The sequence below is a fragment of the Micromonospora echinospora genome, from assembly GCF_900091495.1.
Taxonomy (GTDB): Bacteria; Actinomycetota; Actinomycetes; order Mycobacteriales; family Micromonosporaceae; genus Micromonospora; species Micromonospora echinospora.
The window spans coordinates 3,413,286-3,426,144 of record NZ_LT607413.1 but is presented as its reverse complement, the minus strand read 5'-3'; the positions used below and the strand labels follow the sequence as shown (position 1 = coordinate 3,426,144).

Below are 12,859 nucleotides of genomic sequence, written 5' to 3'. Positions count from 1 at the left end.
GGACATGCGCCGCTCGACGCAACACGCCGACCGGCCGTCCCCGGTGCCGGGCCCGCCGGACGACGTGGCCCGGGTGGTCGACGCGGTGCACGGACTGCCGGGTCGGCCGCTGCCCGGAGTGCAGGCCGAGGCCCTGGCCCGGGCGCTGGCCGGGTGCCTGGAGGCCACCACGGTCACCATCGCGCTGTGGCTGCCCCTGCCGGCAGGCCACGAGGCCGACGACGCCACGGTCGACCACATCGTCGAGGAGTACCGCTGGCCCGCCACCGACGCCGAGGCGACGGCACCCGTGACCGGCGCGACACCGGTGCGGCTGCGCGACGGCGAACAGGTCCTGGCCGACCTCGTGATCGAACCTCCGAGCGCGGCCGAGCGGCTGCGCCGGTGGCCCGAGCTGCACGCGGTGACCCGTCTGCTGGTCAGCGACATCCAGGCCCAGTCGGTCACCGCCGCCGCCGAACGGCTGATCGGTCAGAGCGTCCTCCTGCTGGCCGACACCCGCCTGCGGGCCGCGGGCGAGATGGAGCACCAGCGGTACCAACTGGAGCGCGACCTGCACGACGGCGCCCAGCACCACATGGTCGCGTTGCAGATGTCGCTGGCCATGGTGGAGCACCAGCTCGACGCCGGCAACACCGCCGAGGCGGGCCAGCACCTCGACCGGCTGCGGGAGCTGCTGGCCAGCACCGAGGAGGTGCTGCACACCACCGCGACCGGCCTGCTGGCGCCGTTGGCCGACCACGGTCTGGTGGCCGCGTTGACGGCCCGGCTGGAGGCGCTCGACACGGTCACCCTGGACATCGACCCGGAACTGGTCGGTTACCGGTACCTGCCCGAGGTGGAGGCCGCCGTCTACCTGGCCTGCCTGGAGGCGGTCAGCAACGCCCACAAGCACGCCCCGGGCGCTGCGGTCACGCTGACGCTGGCCACCTCCCGCCGGGGCCTGAGCTTCGAGGTCGCCGACACCGGGCCGGGCTTCGACACCGAGGGGCGGATGCCGCTGCGCCAGCTCGCCGCCCGCCTGGCCTCGGTCGACGGCACGCTGACGGTGCGGTCGAGCCCGACCACCGGCACCCGGGTCAGCGGGTTCGTGGCGCTCTGAGCCGTCCCGCCGGTGCCGCCGGGTCGCCCTCCCGGGCCGTGCCGTCCCACGTGCAGAAGACCTGCTCGGGGAAGTCGCCGGTCAGTCGACGCCGTCGGTGAGCAGCCGCTCGCATGTCCGGACCAGCAGCGCGCAGGCACTGCGTCCGGCCGGTCCCGAGTCCGGCACCATGGTCTGGGCCCGCCAGAACGCCAGCGCCCGGGTTGCGGCCCGGGTCACCTCCCCCGGGTCGGCGTCGCCGGCCAGGCCGAGCCGGGACCGCGAGTCCGGGCCGTGCGCGCCGAGCAGGCGTACCGCCTCGTCGTGTCCGCGCGGCAGCCGGATCCGGCCGCCCTGCAAGGCCTGCAACAGGTCCAGCTCGGGTATCTCGTGCGCGCCCGCGACGGCCGCCTCCACCGCACGGGCGAACCGGTCGTCCAGCTGCCCGGCGGCCAGGCAGGCCACCAGCGCGCGCAGCGCCCACCGGGCGGCCAGTACCCCCGCCCGGGCGCGTAGCCGGGTGCGCAGCGCCGCCTCGATCTCGGCACCGCCGTCCGGGGCCGCACGCCAGTTCACGACCGCGTCGCACATCGACCCCAGTTGCTGGGGCGTTCCGGCCGTCGCGGCGGTGCCCTCGGGCAGCGCGCAGACCACCACCGGGGAGAACCCCTCCCCGTACGGCGACCGCAGGGCGGTCAGGAACTCCGACTCCGCCGCGCTGGCCGGCCCGGACAGCACCAGCACGACCGCGTCGGGGGGCCCGTCGGCGGTCCCCGTCCAGCGGCGCAGCCGGGCCGCGAGGTCGGCGTCGACGTGGTCGCGGTGGTGCAGCAGCCGCAGCCCGCGCAGCGCGTCCACGGGTCCCTCGACCAGGATCCGGTCCACCCCGGCCGCCGCGCCCGGCCACGCGGCGCCGGACCAGTCGGGCAGCCGGACCGGCCGCCACGGCGGTGCCCCGCGAGCCGGGTCCAGCGTGATCCGTGGGTACGGCTGGTGCTGGTAGCCGGTCGGCGGGGACAACCCGGCCGGTGGCTCCCCTCGTGGCGTGCCGGCCGGCTCGAACAACGCCGACACCAGCTCGGACGCCGAGGCTCCGACCACCACCACCCGGGTCCGACCGTCCTGCCGGTCGACCGCGACCCGTAACGGCGGGCTCTCCGTGAGCGCCTCCCGGCTGGTCACGAGCAGGGTCAGCAGGCGACGCACGGGAACACCGGCCAGCAGCTCGGGTGCGGCGGCGTCGGCCTCGGCCGGCGGCGGCTCGGCGACCCGCGCGGGCTCCGGCCAGTCGCCGCCGAGCCGCTCCGGAAGCAGGATGTCCACCACGGTCGGCGCGTCCCGACCATCCCGCTCCACCCGCAGCCGCCCGCCCAGCGCGGCCAGCCGCCGGGCGTCGTCCCGCAGCGCCGCGGCGACCTCCGCCGGCTCCGCGCCGGTCCGCTGCGCGCGGATCGTCAGCACCCCGCCGGACCGGCCCAGTTCCAGGGTCACCGGCTGATCGCCGCCGCTGGCGCCCAGCGCCGCCGCCGCGGACGCGCCCGCCTGGTACAGCCCGGACTCGACCTCCCAGCCCTGCCGCCGGCCCAGTTCCCCGCTGAACACCACCGGCACCGGCAGCGTCGCGGTGACCTCCTCCAGCGCCGCGCGCACGCCGGTACTGCGCAGCACCTGCGGGTACACCCCGCGGACGACGGACCGGAACTGCTCGATCATCTCGCCCAGCCCGGCCCGGATGCCACCGACGATCGCCGTGGCCTCCGGGGCGCCGGCGCGCAGCGCCCGCTCCAGGTCCGTGGTGCGGTCCAGGATCGCCTGTAGCTGCCGGCCGGGTGTCGCGGTGACCGCGGTGGCGAGCCGATCGCGCTCCACCGCCTGCACCGTGAGCAGCTCCAGCCGGGTCGCGCCGACCCGCTGTGCCGCCTGGTCGACCCGGGCCCGCACGGCGGTGCACGCCGCGCGGTGGCGGGCCTGGCGCAGCAGCAGGCCGACGGAGACCGCCGCCTCGCCCAGCGACGCCGTCCCGGCCAGTGAGTACCGGGGATCCTCCGGGTGGGCCAGCACCAGCACCCCGGACCGGGTCCCGCCGTCGGTGACGTCCGCGGTCGCGACCACCCCGGCCGCGTGCAGCAGCAGGTCCGGGTCGGCTACCGGGTTCGGCAGCGCGCCCCGCCCCCAGCGCCGGGACTGCCATGCGACGGCGGGTGCCCAGGGTGGGGCGCTGGTGCCGGGTGCCGTCTCCCCCGGCAGCCACAGTGCCGCGTAGCGCACCGTGTGCGCCTGGGCGACGTCCCGCAACAGCGTGCGCAGGATCGGTCGGTACCCGCCCAGCGGGTCCCCCGGCCCGCCCGGCGCGGGCAGCGCGTCTGCGGACGCCAACTGGACCAGGGCGGTGAACGCCCCGCCTGGACGGGACGGATGCGCCCGCTCGCCGCCGGTGGCCCGAAGCACGGCCCTAGTCCGCCATCTGGTTCGAGCGCATGTACGCGAGCACCGCCAGGACCCGCCGATGGTGCGCTGCCGACTCGGCCGGCAGGTTCAGCTTGGTGAAGATGCTGGCGATCCGCTTCTCGACCGTCTTGACGGACAGGAACAGCTCGGCCGCGATCCCGGAGTTCGACCGTCCCTCCGCCATCAGCCGCAGCACGGCGCGTTCCTGCTCGGTGAGGTCGGCCAGCAGGCTCCGCACCGGAGGGCTCGGCCGGTCCACCAGGTTGGCGGCCAGCACCGGCTCGATCACGATCTCACCGGCCGCGATGCGCACCAGCGTGTCGGCGAGCACGGCCACCCCGGCCACCTGGTCCTTGAGCCGGTACCCGATCCGTTCGGTGCCGATCTCCAGCAGCCGGAACAGGTAGTGCGCCTCGGCGTGCTGGGACAGCAGCAGCAACCCGACGTCGGGGAACCTCGCCCGTACGCGCTGGGCGGTGTCCAGTCCGCCGTCCGCGCCCGGCGGCATCCGGATGTCCATGATGGCCACGTCGACCGGGGTACGGGCCATCAACTCCAGCAGCCGGTCGCCGTCCTCCACGCAGCCGACCACCGTGTGCCCGGCAGCGGACAGCAGCAGTTGCAGGCCCTCCCGGAACAGCGCGCCGTCGTCAGCCACCGCAACGTCCATGGCTCGCCTCCCGACCTCGACACCGACGATCTTGTGATCCCCCAATACAGTGGCGTATCGGCACGGCGTTGTCACGGTCGACCGCGACGTCGCGTGGTGGCGACGGCCGGGCTCGGCGACGCCCGCAGCCGGTCCACGGACCCGGCTACCGCAGCTTCAGATTCCAGGCCGTCACCGCCGCCACCGGGTCGGCCACCGTCGTGATGCCGGTGCCGCCGGTGAGCCCGACGTGTGTCTGGCCGGTGCCGACGATCCGGCGCAGGTCGACCGAGGTCGTCACCAGCGGCTCGGCCGGGCGGAAGCCGGACTTCCTGCTCGCGTAGACCCGCAGTCGGTGCATCCGGGCGTCGTAGTCGATCCACACGTTGACGACGCCCCTGCCGTACAGGCTGAAGCCCGGTTCGGTCCACACGAGATGCCGGGTGACGTCGCCGTTCCTGGTCACCGCGACGTGCTGGCGGTCGACGGGGTCGAAGGCGTTGGGCCAGGCGTCGAACTCGACCGCCAGGCTCGGCCGGATCCGCGGCCGGCCGGTGCCCGGCCGGGCCCCGTACCCGAGCCCCTCGCCACTGCTCCCGCGCGCGGTGCCGGACCGGCCCTGGACCACGAACGCGATCCCGTCGCTGATCTTGCTGATCTCGAAGGTGAACCCCGTGCTGAAGGAGCGGGACGGGTCGATCGTGGTGGTCGCCCACGCGCTGCCCGCGCGGTCCCGCCCGGACGCCAGCACCAGCCGCCCGTCCGCGACGGTCGCCGACCCGTTGAGCCGCAGGTGGGCGTCGTCGGGAAATCCCCGGAACGAGAACACCGGCGCGACCTTGCTCATCGGCATCTTCACCGTCGGTGGCCGGGTCCGGCCGACTGCGGGTGCTGACACCGGTGCCACCCTGGTCGGCTCGGGGGTCGCCGGGCCGGACGAGGCCGCGTTCGCCAGTACCAGAACGGGGGGCGCGTCGAGCGACGCCTCCGGGATCCCGGCGGCGCTGTTCGCCGAGAACGTGACGGCACCCGCCACGGCGAGCACCGCGACCGCTGCCACTCCCGCGATGCCGCGCCGCGAGATCTGCCGTCGGGGCGAGGGCCGGATGATGCGGCCAGAACGTGCGGACATGACGTCAGCTCCCGCCTCGTGAGCACACACCCGCGTCGTCGTGGGTCATGCTTTCTGCACGCGCCGAAAGCGGGTCGTGGTTCACGGGTCACGCGTCGCGGTTCGACGGTCCGTGGTCCGTGGTCCGTGGTCCGTGGTTAATGGTTCGTGGGTTTCGGGTCGCGGTTCGTGGGTTTCGGGTCGCGGTTCGACGGCGAGCAGATCGAGTGCTTCTGATAATTCGTATTAGCGCTCTACTATCTCGGCACACGGTCGAACCTCGCTACGAAAGGGGCATCCATGCCTCCTCGGCGAAGAGTGCTCGTCGCAGGGCTGACCTCGGTCGTCGCGGCGCTGTCGCTCGCCGCGGTCGGTGTCGCAGCGATCCCGGACGCGGTCGCCGTGCCGGCTCCGTGCCACCCGGACGCCGACGGACGGCCGGACTGCACGGTGACGGAGAAGCAGCTCACCGCAGCTGTGCCCGCCGAGCGCGACCTCGCGCTGAGCAGTCTGGACATCCGCCTGATGCCGCTCGGCGACTCGATCACCTACGGCGTGGAGAGTTCCGACCGGAACGGCTACCGCGACGAGTTGTACGACCACCTCAAGGGCAACGCGCGACACGTCAACTTCGTCGGATCGGTGAAGACCGGGTCGATGAGCGACAACGACCACGAGGGCCACCCCGGCGACCGGATCGACGAGATCGCGGCAACCGCCGACTGCAGCGTGCCGCGCTATCAGCCCAACGTCATCGCGCTGCACGCCGGCACCAACGACATCGGCCAGAACTTCGCGCTGTCGTCCGCGCCCACCCGGCTCAGGAACCTGGTCGACCAGACGCTGGCCGACTCGCCACGGGCCACGGTGCTGGTCGCCCAGCTCATCCCGATCGGCAAGGCCGGGTTGCAGTCGCGCGTCGACGCGTACAACGCGGCGCTGCCCGGCGTGGTGCGGGACCTGCAGAACGAGGGCAAGCGCGTGCTGCTGGTGGACATGAGCAGGGTGCTGGTCACCGACGGTCTGCAGAACGACGCCCACCCGAACGACGAGGGCTACGCCAAGATGGCCGCCGCCTGGTACGAAAGCGTGCTCGAGGCGACCGCCAGGGGCTGGATCCAGGCGCCGCTGCCGGAGAACGCCCCCACCGGCTGCACCCCGGGGGACTCCGACGACACGGCACTCGGTACGGGGTGGCGCAACCTGGGCGTGATCGCCCCCGGATACGGCGGCACCCCCGGCCGTACGATCATCGCCGAGCTGAACGGCGACAAGCGGGCCGACTACCTCCAGGTCTATCCGGACGGCAGTTTCCGCGCCTCGGCGAACACGGTCGGCACGCCCGGGCAGCCCGACTGGGTGGACGTCGGCAGGTACGCCCCTGCGGCACAGACGGCGGTCCACGGCGACGAGGTGCGGTTCGCCGACCTCAACGGGGACGGGCGCGACGACTACCTCGTGGTCGGTTCCACCAGCGAGGTGCGGGCGTACCTCAACGTCAGGGGTTCGGGTGACACGCTCGCGTTCGTCCCCTGGGGGATCGTCTTCCGCGTCGACTCGTTCAACCGCAACAACCTGCGCTTCGCGGACGTCACCGGAGACGGGCGTGACGACCTGCTGCGGGTCGGCGCGGAGGGCGCGGTGCACGTGTACCGGAACATGTGGGACCCCGCCACCGAACGCCAAGCCGGTGAACCCCAGCCGCCGGCCTGGCGGCTGTGGCTCGACTGGGCCGGCGGCACCCGGGGCTCGTCGCTGGAAGCGGTCCGGCTCGCCGACGCCGACGGTGACGGGCGGGCCGACTACCTCCAGGTCAGCGTCGAGGGCGCGGTACACGCCTTCCTCAACCGTGGTGGCGGGGGCAACGGCGGCTTCCAGGCCCGCTACGACTGGGCCCACGAATCCGGCTATCCCCGCCCGTACATCCAGTTCGCCGACATCAGCGGCGACGGCAGGGCCGACTACCTGGTGGTCTACCAGGGCGGCGCGGTCCGCGCCTGGCTGAACCGGGGCGGCAACTAGCAGCGGCACCCGCCGGGCGGGCCGCCGTCCGGGACTAGCCGGTCCCGCCGGCTTCCGCTCCGGCGGCCCGGCGGGCCCGGGCCCGCCGCTTCCCCTCGTGCATGGCCTGGACCCGGGCCACCGGGATGGTGTGGCCCTCAGCCACCAGGTCCGCCGGGAGCCGCTGCGGCGCGGGCATCCGCGCCGACCACGGGTCGTGGGCGGCGACCAGCGCCGGCACGGTCCGGAGGGTGAAGTCGGCCGGCGTGACGTCGGCGAGGTCGGCCCAGTCGACCGGGAAGGAGACCGGCACGCCGGGACGGAGCCGGGGGCTGTACGCGGCGACCACCGTCGCCCCGCCGGCCCGGGTGGAGTCGACGAAGACGCGGCCACCCCGGTCCTCGCGGATGAACGCGGTGGTCGCCAGCGCCGGGTCGATCCGGGCGGCGCGGGCGGCGAGGGCCCGGGTGGCGGCGGCGGTGTCCGCCGGATCGGTTCCCGGCTCCACCGGTACGAAGACGTGCACCCCCTTGGCCCCGCTGGTCTTGACGGCGCCGGCGAGACCGGCGTCGGCGAGTGCCTGCCGGACCAGCCCGGCGGCGGCCACAGCCAGCCCGAAGGCGTCCGGATCGGGTGGGTCGAGGTCGAGCACGAGGTGGGTGGGGCGCTGCGGGTCGTCGGCGGTCGCGAGGGTCGGGTGGTACTCCACCGAGCGCTGGTTGGCGAACCAGAGCAGGGTGCGGCGGTCGTCGCAGAGCGCGTACGACACCTCGCGGTGGGACGCCTCTGCCCACAGCGCCACCCGGCGTACCCAGTCCGGGGTGTAGCGGGGCAGGTTCTTCTGCATGAAGGGGGCCTGGCCACGGAGTGCCCGGACCACCGAGAGCGGCCGGTTCCGCAGTGCCGGAAGGAGACGGTCCCGGACGGCGTCGAGGTAGTCGACCAGGTCCCGCTTGGTGAGGTCGGAGCCGGCGACGAGCGGCTGGTCCAGGTTGGTCAGGGGGACGCCGTCGCGCATCTCGTCCGCAGCCGCCATCAGCCCACCCTCCCGGCCACCCGGCCGGCGCGCAACCGGAACCGTCGACCTGCCGCATACCGGGCCGGGGTGATCCGGCCGGTGACCGGTGGGCGTGACGCCTTCACCCCACCTTTCTCCGATCCGGGCGGATTGTGACGAACACCACGACCTTCTTCTGACCGATCGGTCAGCTCCTGACCGATCGGTCAGGCATGCTCGATGGTGGGAGGTGGCCAGGTTGGCACGGTCGGTACCGGAGACTCGGGACGAGATTCTCGCCGCAGCCGCGAAGCGGTTCGCGGTGACCGGTTTCAAGGGCACGTCGTTGCAGGACATCGCCCGGGACGTGGGGTGCTCCAAGGCGGCGGTGCTCTACCACTTCGCCAACAAGGAGACCCTTTTCACCGAGCTGATGGCCCCGGCGATCGGCATGCTGCTCGCTCTCGACGAGCGGCTGCTCGGCGCGACCGGGCAGGCCGCGCAACGCGATGCCCTCGAAGGCATCGTCGGGCTGTCGCTGCGCTTCCGTCGGGAGATCGCCCTGTTGCAAGGCGAGTTTCCCGAACTGCTCCAGCACCCCGCCTTCGCGCACATCCAGCGCTGCTCCGACCGGCTCCGCGACGCCCTGGCCGGCGGATCCACCGGGGCCGAGGCCCGGGTGGGCGCGCTGATGGTGCTCGCCGGGATCGCCGCCGCCTGCGCGCAGTTCCCCGACCTGGACGACGACGAGCTGCGTGCCGCGCTGCTGGCCGTCGCCCGCCGGGCGCTCGGGCCACTGGACTGACGTCCGTTTCCCATCCACGACCCCGAGGACAGGACTAGAAAACCATCATGGCGACCCTCTTGTACCGGCTCGGCCGGGGCGCGCTACGGCGACGGCGACTCGTCGTCGTCCTCTGGCTCGTCGCACTCATCGGCCTCGGTGGGGCCGCGGCACTGTTCCGCGGCCCCACGTCGAGCGACTTCACCATGCGGGGCACCGAGTCGCAGGAGGCTCTCGACCTGCTGGCGAAGGAGTTCCCGGCGGCCAGCGGCGCCACCGGCACCATCGCGGTCAAGGCACCCGCCGACGGACAGCTCGGCACCCCGCAGGGGCAGGCCGTGATCCGGGAACTGGTGCAGGAGGCCAGCAGCCTGCCCGGCGCGGTCGGCGCAGTCGACCCGTTCCAGGCCGGCGCGGTCTCGCCGACCGCCCGGTACGCCCTGATCCAGGTGCAGTTCTCCGGTGGCGCGGACGAGGTCACCGACGAGCAGCGCGAGGCGTACGAGGAGATCGGCGCGCGCGCCGAGAGCCAGGGTTACCAGGTCGCCCCCGGTGGTGAGGTGCTCAACGCCGAGCCGGAGGTCGGCTCGACCGAGGCGATCGGCGTACTGGTGGCCCTGATCGTCCTGGTGGTGACCTTCGGTTCGCTGGTCGCGGCGGGAATGACCATGCTCAACGCGCTGATCGGCGTCGGCGCGGGCATGGCCGGGCTCTTCGCGCTCAGCGCCGTCATCGACCTGACCAGCACCGCCCCGATCCTGGCGCTGATGCTCGGCCTGGCGGTCGGCATCGACTACTCCCTCTTCATCACCTCCCGGTACCGGCAGAACCTGCTCTCCGGGCTCACCCCCGAGGAGGCGGTGGGGCGCGCGGTGGGGACCGCCGGCTCGGCCGTGGTCTTCGCCGGGGCGACCGTGGTCATCGCGCTCGCCGGGCTCGCCGTGGTCAACATCCCGTTCCTCACCGTGATGGGTCTCGCCGCCGCCGGCACGGTGACCGTGGCGGTGCTGGTGGCGATCACGCTCCAGCCGGCGCTGCTCGGCTTCGCCGGTCAGCGGGTGCTGCCCCGCAAGCTGCGCGGCTCCGCCACGACCGACGACCCCGCCACGACTGACGGCTCCACCCCGGCCCACGGTTTCGCCCCGGCCGACGCGGACGTCGCCGAGGACCGCTCCGGCTTCGGCTTCCGCTGGGCCCGGTGGGTCACCCGGCTGCGGATCCCGGTCATCCTGGCCGGCCTGCTCGGGCTCGGGCTGCTCGCCGTCCCCGCCACCGACATGCGGCTGGCCCTGCCGGACGCCGGCACCGCCCCGGTCGGTTCGCCGGCCCGGACCTCCAACGACCTGATCACCGAGGGCTTCGGGCCGGGCTTCACCGGTCGCCTGGTGGTGGTGGTCTCCGGTGACTCCGCCGAGCAGACCACCGCCGCGCTGCCCCGGGTCACCCAGGCGATCCAGGGCACCGAGGGCGTGCTCGCGGTGGCCCCGCCGCAGCTCGCACCGGACGGCCGGACCGCGTTGCTGGCGGTCATCCCGAAGACCGGCCCGACCGACCAGGCGACCGAGACCATGGTCCACGACATCCGGGGCTCGGTCGACGGGATCGACGGGGCCGACGTGCTGCTGACCGGGGTCACCGCGATCGGCATCGACGTGTCGGAGAAGCTCGCCGACGCGCTCCCGATCTACCTGCTGCTCGTCGTCGGGCTCTCCGTCCTGCTGCTGATGCTGGTGTTCCGGTCGATCCTGGTGCCGGTCAAGGCGGCCCTGGGCTTCCTGCTGACCGTCGCGGCGACCTTCGGCATCACCGTCGCGATCTTCCAGCAGGGCACGCTCGCCGACCTGGTCGGGCTGGACACCCCCGGTCCGCTGGTCAGCTTCCTGCCGATCCTGCTCATCGGCATCCTGTTCGGGCTGGCCATGGACTACGAGGTCTTCCTGGTCTCCCGGATGCGGGAGGACTTCGTGCACGGGGACACCGCCGCCCAGGCCACCATCAACGGCATGGGGCACGGCGCCCGGGTGGTCACCGCCGCCGCGCTGATCATGATGTCGGTCTTCGGCGGCTTCGTCTTCCTCGACGACCCGATCATCAAGTCGATGGGCTTCGCGCTCGCGATCGGCGTCGCCATCGACGCCTTCGTGGTGCGGATGACCATCGTCCCGGCGGTGATGTCGCTCCTCGGCGACAAGGCGTGGTGGCTGCCCCGCTGGTTGCAGCGGTCCCTGCCGAACGTCGACATCGAGGGCGAGGGGCTGCGCGCCCACCTCGACGAGAAGGCCGCAGCCGGCGTCCGCTGACCTGTCCCACCCCGCCCCGACGCCGGTCCTCGCCGGAGTGCGCGCCCGGGGTGGGGTGGTAGCAGGGGCCCCCTGCACCGCAAAAAGCGGTAGCAGGGGGACCCTGCAAACACCCCGGCCGGACACGGCACACCCACGCCGGATACCGCGCACACCCCGGCCACCTGCGGCTCACATGCCGGCCGGGTACGTCTCCAGCTCGCCGGGGGTGGTCAGGGCGGGCAGCGGATGCAGGGCGGTGGTCTCGTCGCACCAGACGAAGGCGTCGTAGCGCTCGCCCAGTCGGGTCGGCACGTAGTTGGACCGCGCCTCCCGGGACGGGTCGTAGACCACGCCGATCGCCCGGTGGTCGACCGTGCCGGTGACCCAGTCCGGCTGGTCCGTGCCGTCGAAGACCAGCACCGCCCGTTCCGGCAGCAGTTCGTGCAGCCGGTGCTCCAGCGAGCCCGGACGGGCCGGCGGGCTGGTCATCGCCTCGGCTGCCGACCCCCAGCGCGGCGCGGCCACCACACCGCCCCGGTAGCTGCCGAACCCGACCAGCACCACCGCCGGGTCGCCGTGCCGTTCCCGGGCGAGCTGGCCGATGTTGACCAGGCCGGCCCCGGCCATGTCGGTGGCCCGGGCGTCACCGACATGCGTGTTGTGCGCCCAGACCACCCCCCGGGCATCCGGGCCGTACCGGTCCAGAAGGCGGTCCAGGGTGTCCGCCATGTGGGTGTCCCGCACGTTCCAGGAGTCGTCCCCGCCGTTGACCATGGTCCGGTAGTACCGCTCCGCGCCGGCCACCACCTCCGCGTTCTGCCAGGCCGAGAAGCGGTCCGCGCCGTCGGCGGCGGCCTGTTCCCGGGTACGGGCCAACAGGCGCACGACCTCCTCCTCGCACCGTGCCGAGACGAACCGGCTGGCCAGGCCGTACTCCTCGGGTCGTTTGCCGTACGGCTCGAAGCAGCGGTACGCCTCCTGCGCGGCCTCCAGCGACCCCGGGTCCTCCTCGCCCAGGTAGTCGAAGATGGCCTGCATCGACTCCCAGAGGCTGTAGACGTCCAGACCGTGGAAGCCGGCACGCGCCGCCTGCGGCCGGTCCAGGTTCCACGCGCGCAGCCAGCGGCAGAAGCGGGCCACCTCGGCGTTCGCCCACATCCAGGTCGGCCAGCGCTCGAAACGTTCGAGCGCGGCCAGCGGGTCGGGGGCACCGCGCGGGACGGCGGTGACGGATCGGTTCACCCGGTCGCAGTCCGGCCAGTCCCCCTCCACCGCCACGAAGGAGAAACCGCACTCGGCGATCAGCCGGCGGGTGAGCTGTTCCCGTAGCCGGTAGTAGTCGTAGGTGCCGTGCGTCGCCTCGCCGAGCATGACGATCCGGGCATCGGCGACACGGGCCAGCAACGGGTCGAAGTCGCTCGGTGCGCCGAGCCGCTGGACCAGCATGTCCGCGGCTACCCGGGGCGGGTCGGGGCAAACCACGGGTGTGCGTCGACCGCCAGCGGG

Annotated in this window: 9 protein-coding genes; 4 read left to right on the top strand and 5 right to left on the bottom strand. The window is 73.5% G+C overall.

Going from position 1 to position 12,859, the window contains the following annotated elements; all coding sequences use genetic code 11:
* Positions 1 to 4 precede the first annotated feature (4 nt).
* Complete coding sequence (locus GA0070618_RS15845) at positions 5 to 1,102, top strand: sensor histidine kinase (RefSeq protein WP_088982323.1); 1,098 nt, start codon at positions 5 to 7, stop codon at positions 1,100 to 1,102.
* Between the two features lie 81 nt (positions 1,103 to 1,183).
* On the opposite strand, the gene GA0070618_RS15840 is transcribed toward GA0070618_RS15845, so the two are convergent.
* From GA0070618_RS15840 to GA0070618_RS15830, 3 genes are all read right to left on the bottom strand, one after another.
* Complete coding sequence (locus GA0070618_RS15840; protein WP_088982322.1) at positions 1,184 to 3,529, bottom strand: hypothetical protein; 2,346 nt, start codon at positions 3,527 to 3,529, stop codon at positions 1,184 to 1,186.
* 4 nt (positions 3,530 to 3,533) lie between these two features.
* Positions 3,534 to 4,199 carry a response regulator gene (locus GA0070618_RS15835; protein WP_088982321.1) on the bottom strand — a complete coding sequence of 222 codons (666 nt, stop codon included), beginning with the start codon at positions 4,197 to 4,199 and terminating at the stop codon, positions 3,534 to 3,536.
* A gap of 145 nt (positions 4,200 to 4,344) precedes the next feature.
* Complete coding sequence (locus GA0070618_RS15830) at positions 4,345 to 5,310, bottom strand: L-type lectin family protein (RefSeq protein ID WP_088982320.1); 966 nt, start codon at positions 5,308 to 5,310, stop codon at positions 4,345 to 4,347.
* A 279-nt stretch (positions 5,311 to 5,589) separates the two neighbouring features.
* Between GA0070618_RS15830 and GA0070618_RS15825 the strand changes: the two genes are divergently transcribed.
* Complete coding sequence (locus tag GA0070618_RS15825) at positions 5,590 to 7,311, top strand: FG-GAP-like repeat-containing protein (RefSeq protein WP_088982319.1); 1,722 nt, start codon at positions 5,590 to 5,592, stop codon at positions 7,309 to 7,311.
* A gap of 34 nt (positions 7,312 to 7,345) precedes the next feature.
* Here GA0070618_RS15825 and GA0070618_RS15820 read toward each other — a convergent pair whose 3' ends face one another.
* Positions 7,346 to 8,326 (bottom strand): DNA polymerase domain-containing protein, encoded by a 981-nt coding sequence (locus GA0070618_RS15820; RefSeq protein WP_088982318.1) that lies wholly within the window; start codon positions 8,324 to 8,326, stop codon positions 7,346 to 7,348.
* Positions 8,327 to 8,546: 220 nt separating this feature from the next.
* On the opposite strand from GA0070618_RS15820, the gene GA0070618_RS15815 reads away from it, so the two are divergent.
* Positions 8,547 to 9,092: a TetR/AcrR family transcriptional regulator gene (locus GA0070618_RS15815; RefSeq protein ID WP_088985564.1), complete on the top strand. Its 546-nt coding sequence runs from the start codon at positions 8,547 to 8,549 to the stop codon at positions 9,090 to 9,092.
* Positions 9,093 to 9,139: 47 nt separating this feature from the next.
* Positions 9,140 to 11,371 (top strand): MMPL family transporter, encoded by a 2,232-nt coding sequence (locus tag GA0070618_RS15810; RefSeq protein ID WP_088982317.1) that lies wholly within the window; start codon positions 9,140 to 9,142, stop codon positions 11,369 to 11,371.
* A gap of 171 nt (positions 11,372 to 11,542) precedes the next feature.
* On the opposite strand, the gene GA0070618_RS15805 is transcribed toward GA0070618_RS15810, so the two are convergent.
* Positions 11,543 to 12,799, bottom strand: a complete 1,257-nt coding sequence (locus tag GA0070618_RS15805) for an erythromycin esterase family protein (protein ID WP_088982316.1) — start codon at positions 12,797 to 12,799, stop codon at positions 11,543 to 11,545.
* Positions 12,800 to 12,859 lie beyond the last annotated feature (60 nt).